A 16,996-nucleotide genomic window follows, 5' to 3' on the forward strand; every position below is an offset into this window, starting at 1 on the left:
AGCCGCCGATGCCCTGTCCAGCGCTTCCCGACGGGTTCGACTTCACCGATCCCGACCTGCTGCAACACCGTGTACCTCTGCCCGAGTTCGCCGAGCTGCGGGTCGCCGAACCGGTCCGCTGGATCCCTCAGACGGGCAATGTCGCCGGCTTCCAGGACGACGGGTACTGGGCCGTGACCCGCCACGCGGATGTGAAATACGTTTCCACCCACCCCGAGATCTTCTCCTCCTACCTCAACACCGCGATCATCCGCTTCAACGAGCACATCGAACGGGATTCGATAGACGCTCAGCGGTTCATCCTGCTGAACATGGATCCGCCGGAGCACACGCGCGTGCGGCAGATCGTGCAGCGCGGGTTCACACCCCGGGCCATCCGGGCGCTGGAGGAGCGGCTGCGGAACCGGGCCACGGCGATCGTCGATCGCGCCCGCGCGCAGGACGGCTCCTTCGACTTCGTCACCTCCATCGCCTCGGAGCTGCCCCTCCAGGCCATCGCCGAGCTGATCGGCGTGCCCCAGGAGGACCGTTCCAAGATCTTCGACTGGTCCAACAAGATGATCGCGTACGACGATCCCGAGTACGCGGTCACCGCCGAGGTCGGGCACCAGTCCGCTGCCGAGATCCTGGCGTACGCCATGAACATGGCCGCCGAGCGGAAGCAGTGCCCCGCTCAGGACATCGTCTCGACGCTGGTGGCCGCCGAGAACGAGGGCAACCTCAACTCCGACGAGTTCGGGTTCTTCGTGCTGATGCTCGCCGTGGCCGGGAACGAGACGACCCGCAACGCCACCACTCACGGGATGCACGCCCTCCTCACCCACCCCGGGCAGTGGGAGCTGTACAAGCGGGAGAGGCCCGACACCGCCGCCGAGGAGATCGTGCGCTGGGCCACGCCCGTCGTCGCCTTCCAGCGGACCGCCACCCAGGACACCGAACTAGGCGGGAAGCTGATCAGGAAGGGGGACCGGGTCGGCATCTTCTACGCCTCGGCGAACCGTGATCCCGAGGTGTTCGAACGGCCCGACGAGTTCGACGTCACCCGGGATCCGAACCCGCACCTCGGGTTCGGCGGCGGCGGACCGCACTTCTGCCTCGGCAAGTCGCTCGCCGTGCTCGAGATCAACCTCATCTTCAACGCCATCGCCGACGCCCTGCCCGATCTCCGGCTCGTGGAGGAGCCGCGCCGGCTGCGGTCCGCCTGGATCAACGGGGTGAAGGAGCTGCGGGTCGAGGCGGGGTGAGCGGTGATCCGTCCTCGCGGCGATCAGTCCTCGCCGGACACCGCGCTCATGGCGGTCAGCGCGAGGAGGGCGGGGACCAGGCGCAGGCCGCGTGGGCCGCGCGTCCGGGTGTCCCGCGGCGGCTCGGTCGGGTGCTCGGTGCCGGTCATCCGCCCAGTGCAGCACGGCCGGGTGAGGAAACGCCGAAAGCGGCGGCCCCGGGGATCGGGGGCCGCCGCTGTCAGCGCGCGTATCGCGCGTTCATGGGGGGTTCGGCTCAGTACCAGCCGTTGGCCTGCCAGAAGTGCCAGGCCGCGACCGGGCTGCCGTAGCGGGAGTTCATGTAGTCCAGGCCCCACTTGATCTGGGTCTTGGCGTTGCTCTTCCAGTCGGAACCGGCCGAGGACATCTTGGAGCCGGGAAGGGCCTGGACGAGGCCGTAGGCGCCGGAGGAGGCGTTGGTGGCGCTGACGTTCCAGCCGCTCTCGTGCTTCACGATGTTGGCGAAGGCCTTGTACTGAGCCGCGTTCGGGATCATCTTGTGCGCGATCGCCTGGGCCTGGGCGGCCGAGGGGGCGGACTTCGTCGCGGCGTGGGCCGGGGCTGCGGACAGCGCCATGCCTGCGGTGGCGGCGGCCACGGCGATGCCGGTGAGGGCCTTCTTCGGGGAAGCGATGCGACGGATGACGGAGACGGACACGAGGAACCTTTTCCTTCGGGGACGATTGTGGTCGCTTGCATGCCGGAGTCACGCGGTGCGTGCCGCACCGTGTGGTTGCGGTGGGTGGCTGCATGCCGTGGCGCCGAGGCCCGTGGGCTCGTCGGCACCGTGCGACGTCATCCAGAGAAACAGGATCGGGATCCGTCCGCAAAGACCCCTTTTGCTAGTTGTGGCCGTATTGGGAGAGTGAGTGCGCCGTGTGACCTGGCTCTCAATGCGCAGGTCAGAGCCCGAATTGGCATGCGCATGGCTTCCGATTTGTCCGACTATGCAGGGTAGTAGGTGATGTGGGTCATGTGGGGTGGTTCACCGGTCAACGGCCCTGCGGAGCCTTCTCCGGTGCCTCGAATGTGACGGCGGTCTCGAAGGCGGCGCGGCGGGTGGCTCTGCGCAGCGCCTTGAGCACGGGCGGGCCGAGAGTGAGGGTCAGCAGGACCGTGACGAGCGCCCTGCCCAGGTCCCAGCCCAGCGAGGTGGCCACGCAGTACGCGGCGAAGCGGGCCAGGTTCGCGGCCACCGTGCCGTCCGGGTCGAAGGTGACGCCGGAGGCCAGCGTGCCCATGAAGGGCCACCCGGCCATGTTCATCGCCGTGCCGTAGGCGAAGGCGGCGAGGAAGCCGTACCCCGCCAGCAGGATCAGTTCGGCACGGCCACGGAGCCGGTCGGCGCCCGGCAGCAGACCGGCGCCCATCGTGAACCAGCCCATCGCCAGCATCTGGAACGGCATCCACGGCCCCACCCCGCCCGTGAGCAGCGCGGACGCGAACATAGTGACGGAGCCGAGGACGAAGCCGAAGCCCGGGCCGAGGACCCGGCCGCTCAGCACCATCAGGAAGAACATCGGCTCGATGCCCGCCGTGCCCGCGCCGATCGGACGCAGGGCCGCGCCCGTCGCCGCCAGCACGCCCAGCATCGCCACCGCCTTCGCGCCGAGCCCCGACTCCGAGATCGTCGCCGTCACGACCGCGACCAGCAGCACCAGCAGACCCGCGAAGAGCCAGGGGGCGTCCTGGGCGTGGGCGTTCAGGGCGGAGGTGGGCGGGGCCAGGAAGGGCCAGCCGAACGCGATCACGCCGACCGCGCTGACCAGTGCCAGCGCGGCGAGGGACCGAGGGCCCAGGTGCACCGGACGCCGACGGGGCCCCGTCATCGCGGCGCCTCCCCCAACGCCGCCCGCACCTGCGCGACCGTGAGCCACTTCCGCGGGGCCAGGATCTTCGTGACCTGCGGGGCGAAGGAGGGGGAGGAGACCACCACCTCCGCCGTCGGGCCGTCGGCGATCACCTCGCCCTCGGCGAGCAGCACCACTCGGTGGGCCAGTTCCGCGGCCAGCTCCACGTCGTGGGTGGCCAGGACGATCGCGTGCCCGGCGGCGGCCAGCCCGCGCAGGACGGTGACCAGGCGGGCCTTCGCCGCGTAGTCCAGGCCCCGGGTCGGCTCGTCCAGCAGGAGGAGCGGGGGGCGGGCGGTGAGGACGACCGCCAGCGCGAGGGTCAGACGCTGGCCCTCGGAGAGGTCGCGGGGGTGGATGCCGTCCGTGATCCCGGGGAGGAGGTCCGTCACCAGGGCGCGGCAGCTGCCTGGGGCGGCCCCCGCGTCCCGGTCGGCGGCCGCGCACTCGGCGGCGACCGTGTCGGCGTACAGCAGGTCGCGCGGCTCCTGGGGGACCAGACCGACCCGGCGGACCAGGTCCCGGGGCGGAGTGCGGTGCGGCACCAGGCCGCCCACGTGGACCGTTCCCGCCGACGGCTCGACCAGACCCACGAAGGTGTTGAGCAGCGTCGACTTCCCGGCGCCGTTGCGTCCCATGAGGGCGATCGTCTCGCCGGGCCCGACGGTGAGGTCGACGCCCCGCAGGGCCTGGACGCGGGCCCGGCGAACGGCGAGGGAACGGGCCTCGGCGGGAGAGGCGGGGAAGCCGGGGGCCGCGCCGGCCGCGGACGCGGACGGACGCCGGTGCCTGCGGAAGCCGGCGAAGCGCTGACCGGGCAGCCGGGGGACCGGCGGATCCGAGGGATTCACGTGATCCGACGGATGCGAGGGGGCCGAGGGATGCGAAGGGGCCGAGGGACGCACGGCATCGGAGGGAGTCGCGGCATCGGAGGGATGCGCGGGGCCGGCCCCTTCGGGCAGCCGTTCCCGCAGGTCACCGGCGCGGCGGCGGGCGTCCCTGACGGTCAGCGGCAGGGGGGTCCAGCCCGCCAGCCGGCCCAGGTCGACCACCGGCGGGAACACCGGGGACACCGCCATGACGTCCGCCGGGGGGCCGAGGAGCGGCGCCGCCCTCGGGGAGGGCAGCAGGGCGACCTGGTCGGCGTACTGGAGGACGCGTTCCAGACGGTGCTCCGCCAGCAGCACCGTCGTACCGAGGTCGTGGACGAGGCGGAGCAGTACGGCGAGGACCTCCTCGGCGGCCGCCGGGTCGAGCGCGGACGTGGGCTCGTCCAGGACGAGGACACGCGGGTGCGGGGTGAGGACCGAGCCGATCGCGACCCGCTGCTGCTGGCCGCCGGAGAGGGTCGCTATGGGGCGGTCGCGCAGGGCGGCCAGGCCCAGCAGGTCGAGGGTCTCCTCGACGCGGCGCCGCATCACCTCCGGCGCCAGGCCCAACGACTCCATCCCGTAGGCGAGTTCCTCCTCGACCGTGTCCGTCACGAAGTGCGAGAGCGGATCCTGCCCCACCGTGCCCACCACGTCGGCCAGTTCGCGCGGCTTGTGGGTGCGGGTGTCCCGGCCGGCCACTGTGACGCGGCCGCGCAGGGTGCCGCCGGTGAAGTGCGGTACGAGGCCGGAGACCGTGCCGAGGAGCGTGGACTTGCCGACACCCGACGGGCCCGCCAGCAGCACGAGTTCGCCCTCGGGGATGGTGAGGTCGACGCCCCGGACGGTGGGTTCGGCGGCGCCGTCGTACGTCACGGAGACGTTCTCGAAGCGGATCACGACGGCTCCTCGGGAGAGGCGGGGCTTTCGGGGGCGAGGAAGGCGGGCAGCAGGCCCAGGAGGACGGCCGCCGCGGGGCCGAGCGGGAGGGCCGGGGCGGTCAACGGGACCACACCGGGATGCAGGGCCGCCGGGTCGGACGTCGCGGCGAGGATGAGGAGAGCCGCGACCGCGACGCCGGAGGCGGCGACCAGGCACGCCCGCGGGGTCCAGCGGTCCGGGCGGTAGCGGGTGCGCGGGGAGCGTCGGCCGCCCAGCCGCAGTCCGGCGAGGGCCGCGGTGACCCCGGCGAGCAGTACCGGCAGGCCGTAGGTGCCGCCCGCCGCGGTGAGCAGACCGTATGTTCCCGCGCAGACGCCCAGCAGACCACCGAGCGTGAGGGCGGCGGTCGTCCGGCGGACCGGCGCGGGGACTTCGGCGGTACGGCCGTAGCCGCGGGCGTCCATCGCGGCGGCGAGCGCGACGGAACGTTCCAGTGCGCCCTCCAGAACCGGCAGTCCCACCTGGAGCAGACCGCGCAGGCCGCTGTCGGGGCGGCCCCTGAGGCGGCGGGCGGCGCGCAGACGGTGGACGTCCGCGATCAGGTTCGGGGCGAAGGTGAGGGCCACGACCACCGCCACCCCGGTCTCGTACAGGGCGCCCGGGAGCGTCTTGAGCAGGCGTGAGGGGCTGGCCAGTGCGTTGGCTGCGCCCACGCAGACCAGCAGCGTGGCCAGTTTGAGGCCGTCGTAGAACGCGAAGAGCAGGCCCTCGGCCGTGACCGCGCCCCCGAGCCGGATGCCCTGCGCCCAGTGCGGGAGCGGGACTTCGGGGAGCGTGACGAGCACGTGCGTGCCCGGGATCGGGGAGCCCAGGACGACGACGAAGAGGAGACGGACGAGGAGGACCGCGAGGGCGAGCTTGAGGAACGCGGAGTAGGAACGGGACCAGGGAGTGTCGGGACGGCACGTGGTGACGACGTAGGCGGAGACGGTGAGGCAGAGGCCGAGGAGGAGCGGGTTGGTGGTGCGGGTGGCGGCGGTTCCGAGGCCGAGGGCCCAGAGCCACCAGGCGGCGGGGTGGAGCGGGGTGGTTCGCGGGCGGGGGCGGCGCTCAGCCATTCCCGCGCGATCCTCGCCGCCGGGCCTGCCGGACCGCTGCCGCGCCCAGCAGCGCCACGGCGGCCGCGCCGGCGTAGAGGCCGACGGACGGGCCGCCGCTCTCCTCCGGTTTCCCGGCGGAAGCCGGCTTCTCCTTGCCCGACGCCTTGCCCGACTCCTGCCCGGAGGTCTCTCCCGATGACTGCTCGGGCGCCTGCCCGGACACCTGCTCGCCGCAGCCCGTCCGCGGGTACCCCGTGATCGCGCACAACAGGGCGTTCGTGTCGTAGCGCAGGGGCTTGGCGACCGCGGCCAGGGCCTCGGCCGTCGTCGCGCCGGGGGAGACCCGGGCGCAGGCGGTGCGCGGCGACGGCGGCGTCTCGCCGCCTGGTGCGTCCGCCGTCGTGCCGAAGTCGATGACCAGCGCCACCCGCTTCGTGCCGTCCCGCGCCGGTGTCTTCGCGCAGATCGCGGTGAAGGAGGCCGCTTCGCGCGGCTGCGAGGCATCCTGGGAGTCCGCGCTCACCGCGAACCGGAAGCCCTGGACGTCGCCGTCGGACGGCCGGGCGGTCGACGGTCCCTGGGTGGCGTACGTCCAGTCGTCGCCGGAGCGGTCCCAGAAGGACCAGTAGCGGTATCCGGCGGCCTGGGCCGACTGGACCGCGCAGGTCAGGGGCAGCAGCAGCGCGGCGAGGACGAGGGCGGCGCACCGGCGCGTCACGGCTGCTGCTTCCTGCCGCGTCCGCTGATCAGGAAGCCGATGCCGATGCCGGCGACGAGGAAGACGCCGACGGTCCACCAGACGCCGAAGCCGGAATCCGAGTCGTCCTTCTTCTCGGTGGCGGAGGTGTCGTCGGAGCCGGCGGCCCGACCGTCGGCCTTCGTCGTGGCCTTCGGGGCCGGACCCGTCGCGTCGAGCTGCGCGACCAGGTCGGCGCCGCCGAAGCGGCGGGGGTCGGCGCCCATGGCGTGGGCCGCGAAGATCAGCTGGGCGTAGGCGGCGGGGCCGCTCTGCTTCGCCCAGGCCGCGGAGTTCTGCTCGAGCCAGGCGAGGGGCTTCCTCGCCTGCTCGGTCCACCCCTGCGCGGCGAGGGCGACCACGGTGTCGGCGGTGTTGCCGTGGTCGGGCTGGTCCGCGGCGCCGGGGAGCGCGGACTTCAGGTAGCCGTCGGTCAGGACGGCTGCGGCGAGGTAGGCGGCGCCGTTGCGGGCGAGCCCGCCCGGGGTGCGCGCGTCGGCTGCGGCGCAGGTGTGCTCCGCCGACGTCGGCGTCTTCCCGGCCGTCGTCACGAACCCCTTGCCGAGGGCGCCGAGCACGCCCGCCGCCGTCGCGTCCGCGTTGGCCGCGAGGCCGCCCTTCTTGTCGGGCTGGTACGCGAACGCGCCGCCGCCGGCCCGGTCGCACGGAACGGAAAGCCTCACGAGGGCGTCGTACGCCGACTTCCCGGCCTTCTTCACCGCGGCGGGCTGCTGTCCGGCCGCCGCCATCGCGCCCGCGACCACCGACGTGGAGTTCGCGTCACTGGCCCCGCCGGGGGTGTAACCCCAGCCGCCGTCGGCGTTCTGCACGGACTTCAGCCAGCCGACCGCCTTGTCGGTCGTGGCCTTGTGGCCGCCGAGCGCGGCCAGTGCCTGGACGGCGGCCGCCGTGCTGTTGGTGTCCACCATCAGCTTGGCGTCGCAGGGCTTGGCGGTGTCCGCGCGGAACGCGGCGAAGGCGCCGTTCGCGCACTGCTGCCCGGTCAGCCAGGCCACGGCCCGCTCGGCGGGGGTGACGCCCGTGGTCCGCTGCGCGAGCAGGGCCAGCGACTGGCGCCAGACGCCGTCGTACGTCGGGTCGGCGGTGCCGTACAGCCCGTCGGGTATCGCCACCGACGGGGTCGGGGTCGGGGTCGGGGTCGGGGACGGGGTCGCGGCGACGGCGGGGACGGCGGCACCCAGCACGACGGTGGCGGCGGCCAGGGTCGCGGCGCTGCGGCGGATGTTCATGATCGGCGGGTGCCTCTCCCGGTCGGGGAGGTCACGCGGCCGGGCAGCACGGGACATCCCGGCGGCTCGGCTCCGTGACCTCGACGGTGCCGTGCGACGGCGGGCTTGCTGACGCACGTGAGCCGGTCACGGTCCGTACCGGGCGATCCGGCTTGCCACTGTGCCCACCAGGACGGCTGGGCGGCTCACGGTTGCGGGTCAGCGCCGGAATTGCACCGGCTTCCCCCTGTACGGGCGTGATGACGACGCGGCCACTCTACCGGCAGGTAGGAATCAGCCCGAGGGGTGGCTGTGCCCGGGAGTAGGTTCACGCCCATGTCAGCGACGGGGAGACTGCTCGGCTCGGGGCGCACGGCCGACGTGTACGAGATCGACGAGGCGTGGGTGCTGCGCCGCGACCGGGAGGGCAGGGACGACTCGGCCGCCCTCGGGGCGGTGATGGCGCACGTGCGTGAACACGGCTACCCGGCGCCCGCCGTGCGGCCCTCCGCCTCGCGCACCGACCTGGTGATGGAACGGCTGCACGGGCCGACGATGCTCCAGGCGTTCGCGGCGGGCACGCTGGCCCCGGAGGAGGCGGGGGCGGTCCTCGCCCGGCTGTTGCGCGAGCTGCACGCCCTCCCGGGACGGGTCTCGGCGGGCGCCCGCATCTTGCACCTCGACCTTCACCCGGACAACGTGGTCCTCACGCCCGAAGGCCCCCGGGTCATCGACTGGGCCAATACGGAGGAGGGTGACCCGGGACTCGACTGGGGCACGTCCGCGGTGATCCTCGCCCAGGTCGCCGTCTCGGCCGAGCCGTTCGCCGGCCCGGCCCGCGCGATGCTGACCGCGCTGCTCGCCGACCCCCGCGGCCTCACCGAGGAGGGCTTGGGGGAGGCACTCCGGCGGCGGGCGGCCAATCCGACGATGAGCCGGGAGGAGACGGAACTCCTGGGCCCGGCAGAGGGGTTGATCCGCTCACTGACGGGCTGAGTGTGCTGCCGGGCCGGGCCGGGCCGTGTCGGCGCGGCTCGTCTCGGCGCGGCTCGTCGGGGATTCACACCGCCACGTACGTCACCGGCTCGGTCCCCGTCACCGCCTCCGCGCGCCCCTGCTTCACCAGGCGTCGTAGGTGCGCCTCGGCCTCCGAGACCGCGATGTTCCGGGAGCCGTGGGCGATCTGCTCCCACGGCCGGTTCCACTCCATGCGTTCCGCGAGCTGCCAGGGGGTGAGGGGGGTGGCGAGGAGCGCGAGGAGGCCGGTGAGGCGTTCCTCGTGGTGGACGAGCAACTCCCGCACCCGGGACGGGGCGTCGGTGAAGGCGTGCTGGTGGGCGGGGAGGATCTCGGCGGGGGCGAGGCGGCCGACGCGTTCGAGGGAGTCGAGGTAGTCGCCGAGCGGGTCGGTGACGGTGGCGTCGTCGGGGTCCTCGTACAGGCCGATGTGCGGGGTGATCTCCGGCAGCAGGTGGTCGCCGGAGAAGAGGCGTCCGCGGCCCGCGAGTCGAGCGGGGTGGTCCTCCTCGAGGTGGAGACAGACGTGGCCGGGGGTGTGGCCCGGGGTCCAGATCGCGCGCAGACGGCGGCCGGCGAGGTCGAGGAACTCGCCGGGGACGATCTCGCGGTCCGGCAGGGCGGGCGCCAGCCCGGGGAAGGGGCGACGGTGGTCGGGGGGCCTGCGGAGCGGAGCGATGTGCCCCTTGGGTGCGCCGGCCGCGGCGAGTTTGGCCGCCATGTACGTGTACCAGCGCTCGGGGCGCGTCTCGCGGGTGCGCCGCACGATCGAGGCGTCCGCCGCGTGCATCGCCACCCACGCCCCGGAGGCGTCCCGCACCTGGCCGGACAGACCGTGGTGGTCGGGGTGGTGGTGCGTGATCACCACTGCGGCCACTTCCCCGACCGAGGTGCCGCATGCGGTCAGTCCGGCGGTCAGGGCGTCCCAGGAGGCCGGGTCGTCCCAGCCGGTGTCGATCAGGACCGGTCCGCGGTCGGTGTCGACGACGTAGACCAGGGTGTGGCCCAGCGGGTTGTCGGGGATGGGCACCCGCAGGGAGCGGACGCCGCCGCCGTGGTCGTACGTGGTGGGTCCGTCCGAACTGCTTTTCATCTGCCCTCCGTCACACGGCCATCGCCCACTATAGCCAGAACTGACGTATCGTCAGGTGGGTCGGTGGAAGCTCGGGGAGATTCGTATTGGCCACCGTGAAGCGGTCGTCGTCTGTCGCCGACGGCCTCCGCCGGCCCTCCTCGGACGGTCCGCTGCGCGCCGGCCACGGCCCGTCGCCGCTCCGGGCCGACGCCCCCCGCCGTCCGTCTGCGCTCGGGATCGCCCGGACAGGGGGAAGCCCATGCGCCCGTCCCGCCGGACTCGGCGGACGACCCGGAGCAGGCGGCTCGCGGACGACCCGCGCGGCATGACGGAATTTCCCGGCAGCGGTGAAAACCCGCTGGTGGGGGCCGGTTCAACGGCGGCCCTGGCTTAGTTCGGCCGAAACTGGTATCAGTTCCTGAAACACCGTCAGAAACGTAGACGACGACGAAGGCAGTGGCCATGGCCGAGCTCGTGGAACACGGACAGCTGTTCATCGGCGGGGAATTGACCGACCCCCTGGGCAAGGACGTCATCGAAGTGGTCTCGCCGCACACCGAGGAGGTCATCGGACGGGTGCCGCACGCGTCCACGGCCGACGTGGACCGGGCGGTCGCGGTGGCGCGGAAGGCCTTCGACGAGGGGCCCTGGCCCCGCCTGTCGCTCGACGAGCGGATCGCCGTAGTGACCCGCATCAAGGACGGCATCGCGATGCGTCACGAGGAGATCGCCCGGGTGATCTCCTCCGAGAACGGCTCCCCGTACTCCTGGAGCGTCCTCGCGCAGGCCCTCGGCGCGATGATGGTGTGGGACGCGGCGATCACCGTCGCGCGCGGCTTCACCTACGAGGAGCGGCGCGACGGAGTGCTCGGGAAGATCCTCGTACGGCGGGAGCCCGTGGGGGTGGTCGCGGCCGTCGTCCCGTGGAACGTCCCGCAGTTCGTCGCCGCCGCCAAGCTCGCGCCCGCGCTGCTCACCGGTTGCACGGTGGTGCTGAAGCCGTCGCCGGAGTCACCGCTCGACGCGTATCTGCTGGCCGAGATCGCACAGGAGGCAGGGCTGCCTGAGGGCGTGCTCTCGATCCTTCCGGCGGACCGTGAGGTGAGCGAGTACCTGGTCGGGCACCCGGGCGTCGACAAGGTGTCGTTCACGGGCTCGGTCGCGGCCGGCCGGCGGGTCATGGAGGTGGCGTCGCGGAACCTGACCCGCGTGACGCTGGAGCTCGGCGGCAAGTCGGCCGCGGTCGTGCTGCCCGACGCGGACATCGCCACGGCCGTCCCCGGGATCGTCTCGGCCGCTTTCATGAACAACGGGCAGGCGTGCGTGGCCCAGACCCGCATCCTCCTGCCGCGCTCGCGCTACGACGAGTTCGCGGACGCGTTCGCCGCCGCCACGGCCGCGCTGATCGTCGGCGACCCGCTGGACCCGGCGACCCAGGTCGGCCCGCTGGTGGCGCGGCGCCAGCAGCGCCGGAACCTCGACTACATCCGGATCGGGCAGGAGGAGGGCGCGAAGATCCTCACGGGCGGGGCGCGTCCGGCCGGTCTGGAGCGCGGCTGGTACGTGGAGCCGACCCTGTTCGGCGATGTCGACAACTCCATGCGGATCGCCCGGGAGGAGATCTTCGGTCCGGTGATCTGCCTCCTGCCCTACGGCGACGAGTCCGAGGCGCTGAAGATCGCGAACGACTCGGAGTACGGGCTCAGCGGCAGCGTGTGGACGGCCGACGTCGGGCACGGGATCGAGGTCGCGCGGCAGGTCCGTACCGGCACGTACTCGGTGAACACCTTCAGCCTGGACATGCTCGGTCCGTTCGGCGGCTACAAGAACTCCGGGCTGGGGCGGGAGTTCGGGCCCGAGGGCTTCGGTGAGTACCTCGAGCACAAGATGATCCACCTGCCGGCGGGGTGGGAGGGGTGAGCCGGGTGGAGATACCTCCCGCGCAGGCGCAGGCGCAGGCGCAGGCGCAGGCGCAGGCCGGCGCGGGGGCGGCGGACCGGTGGCACGTCGAGGTGGACCGGTCCCTGTGCATCGGCTCCGCCCAGTGCCTCCACCACGCGCCCGACGGCTTCCGGCTGGACACCGCGCGCCAGTCCCATCCGCTGGACCCGGACACGGACGCCAACGAACGGGTGCTGACGGCGGCGGAGAGCTGCCCGGTGGAGGCGATCATGATCACGCTGGCGGGCAGCGGTGAAGCGGTGTTCCCACCGGAGGAGTAGAAAGTTCCTCTTGGGGTATTGCGCAATGTTCTGGGCGTTTTATCCTGGTAGTGGCCTACGAGACGAATGAGGGGGTCCGACCGGAGTAGCCGACTTCTGCGAGATGCGAAGGCATCCGCCGGGGCCGACGTCGACGGACGGACCGAGGTGGCACCCGAAGGTCGCGGGACAGGACCCGAGGGTGAACCCCCGTCCGTCTCGTAGGTCCTATTCGTGCGTCCGGGGGGACGCGGGAGCGTGGGGGTCCGTCACGTCGATCAGGCGGCACACCGTCTCGATGTCTATCCGCACCTGGGCGATGGAGGCACGGCCCGACAGCCAGGTGATCAGCGCCGAGTGCCAGGTGTGCTCGATGACGCGGACGGCGGAGAGCTGCTCCGGGGTGGGGTCGGTCAGCCCCATCGAGTCGAGGATGATCGCCGTCGTCTGACGGGACACCTGGTCGACCTCCGGTGAGACGCTGCGGTCGGCGAAGGTCAGGGCGCGGACCATCGCGTCCGCCAGATGCGGCTCGCGCTGGAGTGCGCGGAAGGCGCGCATCAGCGTCTCCGCGACGCGGTCCGCCGCCCGCTCGCCCGTCGGGGGCTTCTTCCTCAGCGTTCCGTGCATGTGGTCCAACTGGTCCTGCATCGTGGCGACCAGCAGGTGCACCTTGGAGGGGAAGTAGCGGTAGAGGGTGCCGAGGGCGACCTGCGAGGACTCCGCGACCTCCCGCATCTGCACCGCGTCGAAACCGCCCCGGCTGGCCAACTGGGCGCTCGCGTGCAGAATGCGGCGGCGGCGCGCCTCCTGCCGCTCGGTGAGCGGGGAGGACGCGGGCCCGCCCGGTCGGGCGGAGCCGAGTGGGGGAGAGGGGCGCTGCGCGCCGGGTTCCGCAGACATGGGTCCCGTTCCGTGACAGTCGGTGAGGCTCAGTGGGCACACAGCTCGGCGGGACGGTCGGCCGTGGCGTGAATCACCTGATCCACTGCTCACAGCTCTGCTACCTGCCGGTAGATTCGGAGCCTCCCGAACGATCAAGTCTGAAACTTGTTCTAGATTAGCGTCCCGTCGTAGTCTCGCGGGACAATGCAGGCAGAAGGGGGCCCGGAGTGACCGCTGAGGCCAGTCAGGCAGGGTCACGGCAAGACCTCGCTGCCGACGGCAGGCGACCGCTCGACATCGCGCTCCTCACGTACAAGGGGAACCCGTTCTGCGGGGGCCAGGGTGTCTACGTACGCCACCTCTCGCGTGAGCTCGTCCGCCTCGGTCACCGCGTCGAGGTGATCGGCTCCCAGCCCTATCCGGTGCTGGACCCGGGCCACGGCGACGACCGCCTCTCCCTCACCGAGCTGCCCAGCCTCGACCTCTACCGTCAGCCGGATCCTTTCCGCACCCCCGGGCGAGGCGAGTACCGCGACTGGATCGACGCCCTCGAGGTGGCCACCATGTGGACCGGCGGCTTCCCCGAGCCGCTGACGTTCTCGCTGCGGGCCCGCCGTCACCTCCGCGCGCGCAGCGGCGAGTTCGACATCGTGCACGACAACCAGACCCTGGGCTACGGGCTGCTGGGGGACATCGGCGCGCCCCTGGTCACCACCATCCACCACCCCATCACCGTGGACCGGCAGTTGGAGCTGGACGCCGCCGAAGGGCGGCGACGGCGGTACTCCGTGCGCCGCTGGTACGCGTTCACCCGGATGCAGAAGCGGGTCGCGCGCCGGCTGCCGTCCGTGCTCACCGTCTCCGGCACCTCCCGCCAGGAGATAGCCGACCACCTCGGTGTCCGCGACGACCGCATCCACGTCGTCCACATCGGCGCCGACACCGACCTGTTCTCGCCGGACCCGGCCGTGGCCGTCGTCCCCGGCCGGATCGTGACGACGTCCAGCGCGGACGTCCCCCTCAAGGGACTGGTCTTCCTCGTCGAGGCCCTGGCGAAGGTGCGCACCGAGCACCCGCACGCCCACCTCGTCGTCGTCGGCAAGCGCCCGCAGGAGGGGCCCGTCGCCCAGGCGATGGAACGGTACGGCCTCGAAGGCGCCGTCGAGTTCGTCAAGGGCATCTCCGACGCCGAACTGGTCGACCTGGTGCGCTCGGCGGAGGTCGCCTGCGTGCCGTCGCTCTACGAGGGCTTCTCGCTGCCGGCCGCCGAGGCCATGGCCACCGGCACCCCCCTGCTCGCCACGACCGGCGGGGCGATCCCCGAGGTCGCCGGGCGCGACGGGGAGACCTGTCTCGCCGTGCCGCCGGGCGACTCCGGCGCGCTGGCGACGGGTCTGGGACGGCTGCTGGAGGACCCCGAACTGCGGGCCCGGCTCGGCGCCGCCGGCCGCCGACGGGTGCTCGAGCGTTTCACCTGGGCGCGGGCCGCCGAGGGGACCGTGGCCCGCTACCGCGAGGCGATAGCCGACGGCGGTCGCCCACGGGTCGCCGGGGCTTCCGCGGCCGTCGCCGCCCCCCGAACCGTCGAGTCCGTCGGCGCGGGCGCCGGCGCCGACGCCGTATCCGAAGCATCCGATCGCGATCGCGAAAGCAGGGCCACGTGCTGACCGTCGACTTCTCCCGGTTCCCGCTCGCCCCGGGCGACCGGGTCCTGGACCTCGGCTGCGGCGCCGGCCGGCACGCCTTCGAGTGCTACCGGCGAGGCGCGCAGGTCGTGGCCCTCGACCAGAACGCTGAGGAGATCCGCGAGGTCGCCAAGTGGTTCGCGGCGATGAAGGAGGCCGGCGAGGCCCCCGAGGGCGCCACCGCGACCGCGATGGAGGGCGACGCCCTGGCCCTGCCCTTCCCCGACGAGTCCTTCGACGTCGTCATCATCTCCGAGGTCATGGAGCACATCCCGGACGACAAGGGCGTCCTCGCCGAGATGGTGCGGGTGCTCAGGCCCGGCGGCCGCATCGCGATCACCGTCCCGCGCTACGGCCCCGAGAAGGTCTGCTGGACCCTCTCGGACGCCTACCACGAGGTGGAGGGCGGCCACATCCGCATCTACAAGGCGGACGAACTGCTCGCCAAGATCCGCGAGGCCGGCCTGAAGCCCTACGGCACCCACCACGCCCACGCGCTGCACTCGCCGTACTGGTGGCTGAAGTGCGCGTTCGGCGTCGACAACGACAAGGCGCTGCCGGTGCGGGCGTACCACAAGCTGCTGGTCTGGGACATCATGAAGAAGCCCCTCGCCACCCGGGTCGCCGAGCAGACACTGAACCCGCTCATCGGCAAGAGCTTCGTGGCGTACGCGACCAAGCCCCACCTCCCGCGTCTCCCCGAGGCGGCCGGCCGGTGACCACTCCCCGGACAGAACACCTCGTCCTGCCCGGGGTCCTCACCGCGGAGCAGGCCGCCGAGACCGTCGCCGGCATCCTCGCCGTACAGCGGGAGGACGGCGCGATCCCCTGGTTCCGGGGCCACCACCTCGACCCGTGGGACCATACCGAGGCCGCGATGGCGCTGGACGCGGCGGGCGAGCACGAAGCCGCGGAGCGGGCGTACAGCTGGCTGGCCAGGCACCAGAACGAGGACGGCTCCTGGTACGCGGCCTACGCGGACGGTGCCTTCGACGACGTCACCGACCGCGGGCGGGAGACGAACTTCGTCGCCTACATCGCCGTCGGCGTCTGGCACCACTACCTCTCCACCGGTGACGACACCTTCCTGGACCGCATGTGGCCGGCCGTCTACGCGGCGGTCGAGTACGTGCTGCGGCTCCAGCAGCCCGGCGGGCAGATCGGCTGGCGGCGCGACGACGACGGCACCCCCACCGCCGACGCGCTGCTCACCGGCTCCTCCTCCGTCCACCAGGCGCTGCGCTGTGCGCTGGCCATCGCCGAGCAGCGCGAAGAGGCCCAGCCCGACTGGGAGTTGGCGGCGGGAGCGCTGCGCCACGCGATACGACGTCATCCCGAACGGTTCCTCGACAAGGACCGTTACTCGATGGACTGGTACTACCCGGTGCTGGGCGGCGCGTTGACCGGTACGGAGGCCAAGTCCCGTATCGAGGCCGACTGGGAGCGGTTCGTGGTCCCGGGACTGGGCGTGCGGTGCGTCGTCCCCAACCCGTGGGTGACGGGCGGGGAGTCGGCCGAACTCGCCCTCGCGCTGTGGGTGATGGGCGAGTCCGACCGGGCGCTGGAGATCCTCCAGTCGATCCAGCATCTGCGTGATCCGGAGTCGGGTCTGTACTGGACCGGTTTCGTGTTCGAGGACGAGGCGATCTGGCCCCGCGAGCTGACCACCTGGACCGCGGGATCGCTGCTGCTCGCCGTGGCGGCCCTCGGCGGCCACGAGGCCACCTGCGCCGTGTTCGGCGGGGAGCACCTGCCGTCCGGGCTCGAAGTCGACTGCTGCGTCTGACCGTTGCCCGGGCGGGTCCCAGGAGCCCGGCTCCGGACCCGCCCGGGCGACGGCCTAGTGGCGGTGGACCCGGTTGGCGATCGCGTGACCGATGAACAGGTAGACGACCGCTGCCAGGCCGTAGCCGGCGACCACCCGCGCCCACGCCTCGTCGAACGTGAACAGGTCACGGGACCAGCCGGCCAGCCAGTTGGCCGCGTCATGGACGAACTGGACGAGGTCGTTGCCCCGGTTGGCGTCCAGCAGGTACATGAGGATCCACAGCCCGAGGATGACGGCCATGACGTCCGCGACGACCGCTATGACCGTTCCGGCGGAGTTGGAACCACTGCGATATCGAGACATGTTCTCCGTCTGGCCCCGGAATCCCGGTTGAAACCAGGAGCGTTCGCACCCCGTACGCCCGTGGCCATGAT

The 16,996-nt window shown here is 72.4% G+C and carries 17 protein-coding genes and 1 riboswitch; of the genes, 7 read left to right on the top strand and 10 right to left on the bottom strand.

What is annotated here, in order from left to right; translation table 11 throughout:
- Nucleotides 1-8: 8 nt before the first annotated feature.
- Entirely contained in the window at nucleotides 9-1,244 is a 1,236-nt protein-coding gene (locus tag OHS71_RS28765) for a cytochrome P450 (protein ID WP_328482222.1), read from the top strand.
- Nucleotides 1,245-1,267: 23 nt separating this feature from the next.
- Here the strand turns inward: OHS71_RS28765 and OHS71_RS28770 are convergent, their stop codons facing one another.
- The 7 genes from OHS71_RS28770 to OHS71_RS28800 all read right to left on the bottom strand — a co-directional run bounded on the left by OHS71_RS28770 (nucleotide 1,268) and on the right by OHS71_RS28800 (nucleotide 7,952).
- Entirely contained in the window at nucleotides 1,268-1,393 is a 126-nt protein-coding gene (locus tag OHS71_RS28770) for a hypothetical protein (protein ID WP_328482223.1), read from the bottom strand.
- Between the two features lie 107 nt (nucleotides 1,394-1,500).
- A complete protein-coding gene (locus tag OHS71_RS28775) occupies nucleotides 1,501-1,923 on the bottom strand; it encodes a transglycosylase SLT domain-containing protein (protein ID WP_328482224.1) in 423 nt (140 codons plus the stop codon).
- Nucleotides 1,924-2,257: 334 nt separating this feature from the next.
- Nucleotides 2,258-3,094, bottom strand: coding sequence for an ECF transporter S component (locus OHS71_RS28780; RefSeq protein WP_328482225.1), 837 nt, complete (start codon nucleotides 3,092-3,094; stop codon nucleotides 2,258-2,260).
- Nucleotides 3,091-4,884, bottom strand: a complete 1,794-nt coding sequence (locus OHS71_RS28785) for an ABC transporter ATP-binding protein (RefSeq protein ID WP_328482226.1) — start codon at nucleotides 4,882-4,884, stop codon at nucleotides 3,091-3,093. Before OHS71_RS28785 ends, OHS71_RS28780 begins: the two co-directional genes overlap by 4 nt.
- A complete protein-coding gene (locus tag OHS71_RS28790; RefSeq protein ID WP_328482227.1) occupies nucleotides 4,881-5,984 on the bottom strand; it encodes an energy-coupling factor transporter transmembrane component T in 1,104 nt (367 codons plus the stop codon). The genes OHS71_RS28785 and OHS71_RS28790 overlap by 4 nt, the downstream gene beginning before the upstream one ends.
- A complete protein-coding gene (locus OHS71_RS28795) occupies nucleotides 5,977-6,684 on the bottom strand; it encodes an SCO2322 family protein (RefSeq protein WP_328482228.1) in 708 nt (235 codons plus the stop codon). Before OHS71_RS28795 ends, OHS71_RS28790 begins: the two co-directional genes overlap by 8 nt.
- Entirely contained in the window at nucleotides 6,681-7,952 is a 1,272-nt protein-coding gene (locus tag OHS71_RS28800) for a prenyltransferase/squalene oxidase repeat-containing protein (RefSeq protein ID WP_328482229.1), read from the bottom strand. The genes OHS71_RS28795 and OHS71_RS28800 overlap by 4 nt, the downstream gene beginning before the upstream one ends.
- Nucleotides 7,953-8,109: 157 nt before the next feature.
- Nucleotides 8,110-8,223: riboswitch (cobalamin riboswitch) on the bottom strand.
- A gap of 44 nt (nucleotides 8,224-8,267) precedes the next feature.
- Between OHS71_RS28800 and OHS71_RS28805 the strand changes: the two genes are divergently transcribed.
- Nucleotides 8,268-8,927 carry a phosphotransferase gene (locus tag OHS71_RS28805; protein WP_328482230.1) on the top strand — a complete coding sequence of 220 codons (660 nt, stop codon included), beginning with the start codon at nucleotides 8,268-8,270 and terminating at the stop codon, nucleotides 8,925-8,927.
- Nucleotides 8,928-8,991: 64 nt separating this feature from the next.
- Here OHS71_RS28805 and OHS71_RS28810 read toward each other — a convergent pair whose 3' ends face one another.
- Entirely contained in the window at nucleotides 8,992-10,041 is a 1,050-nt protein-coding gene (locus OHS71_RS28810) for an MBL fold metallo-hydrolase (protein ID WP_328482231.1), read from the bottom strand.
- Between the two features lie 444 nt (nucleotides 10,042-10,485).
- Here OHS71_RS28810 and OHS71_RS28815 point away from each other — a divergent pair, with 444 nt between their 5' ends.
- Both OHS71_RS28815 and OHS71_RS28820 read left to right on the top strand, forming a co-directional pair.
- Nucleotides 10,486-11,943 carry an aldehyde dehydrogenase gene (locus OHS71_RS28815; RefSeq protein WP_328482232.1) on the top strand — a complete coding sequence of 486 codons (1,458 nt, stop codon included), beginning with the start codon at nucleotides 10,486-10,488 and terminating at the stop codon, nucleotides 11,941-11,943.
- Nucleotides 11,944-12,035: 92 nt separating this feature from the next.
- On the top strand, nucleotides 12,036-12,245 hold the full coding sequence (locus tag OHS71_RS28820; RefSeq protein ID WP_328484675.1) for a ferredoxin: 210 nt from the start codon (nucleotides 12,036-12,038) through the stop codon (nucleotides 12,243-12,245).
- A 207-nt stretch (nucleotides 12,246-12,452) separates the two neighbouring features.
- Here OHS71_RS28820 and OHS71_RS28825 read toward each other — a convergent pair whose 3' ends face one another.
- A complete protein-coding gene (locus tag OHS71_RS28825) occupies nucleotides 12,453-13,127 on the bottom strand; it encodes a TetR family transcriptional regulator (protein WP_328482233.1) in 675 nt (224 codons plus the stop codon).
- Between the two features lie 209 nt (nucleotides 13,128-13,336).
- Between OHS71_RS28825 and OHS71_RS28830 the strand changes: the two genes are divergently transcribed.
- Genes OHS71_RS28830 through OHS71_RS28840 form a run of 3 tightly spaced genes read left to right on the top strand, consistent with a single transcriptional unit; the run spans nucleotide 13,337 to nucleotide 16,580 of the window.
- The gene (locus OHS71_RS28830) at nucleotides 13,337-14,776 is read left to right on the top strand and encodes a glycosyltransferase family 4 protein (RefSeq protein ID WP_328482234.1); all 1,440 of its coding nucleotides are present in this window, start codon (nucleotides 13,337-13,339) and stop codon (nucleotides 14,774-14,776) included.
- Complete coding sequence (locus OHS71_RS28835; RefSeq protein WP_328482235.1) at nucleotides 14,770-15,513, top strand: class I SAM-dependent methyltransferase; 744 nt, start codon at nucleotides 14,770-14,772, stop codon at nucleotides 15,511-15,513. Before OHS71_RS28830 ends, OHS71_RS28835 begins: the two co-directional genes overlap by 7 nt.
- Nucleotides 15,510-16,580: a prenyltransferase/squalene oxidase repeat-containing protein gene (locus OHS71_RS28840; protein ID WP_328482236.1), complete on the top strand. Its 1,071-nt coding sequence runs from the start codon at nucleotides 15,510-15,512 to the stop codon at nucleotides 16,578-16,580. The genes OHS71_RS28835 and OHS71_RS28840 overlap by 4 nt, the downstream gene beginning before the upstream one ends.
- 54 nt (nucleotides 16,581-16,634) lie before the next feature.
- Here OHS71_RS28840 and OHS71_RS28845 read toward each other — a convergent pair whose 3' ends face one another.
- Nucleotides 16,635-16,925, bottom strand: coding sequence for a hypothetical protein (locus tag OHS71_RS28845; protein ID WP_054238057.1), 291 nt, complete (start codon nucleotides 16,923-16,925; stop codon nucleotides 16,635-16,637).
- Nucleotides 16,926-16,996 lie beyond the last annotated feature (71 nt).

It is taken from the genome of Streptomyces sp. NBC_00377, assembly GCF_036075115.1.
Lineage (GTDB): Bacteria > Actinomycetota > Actinomycetes > Streptomycetales > Streptomycetaceae > Streptomyces.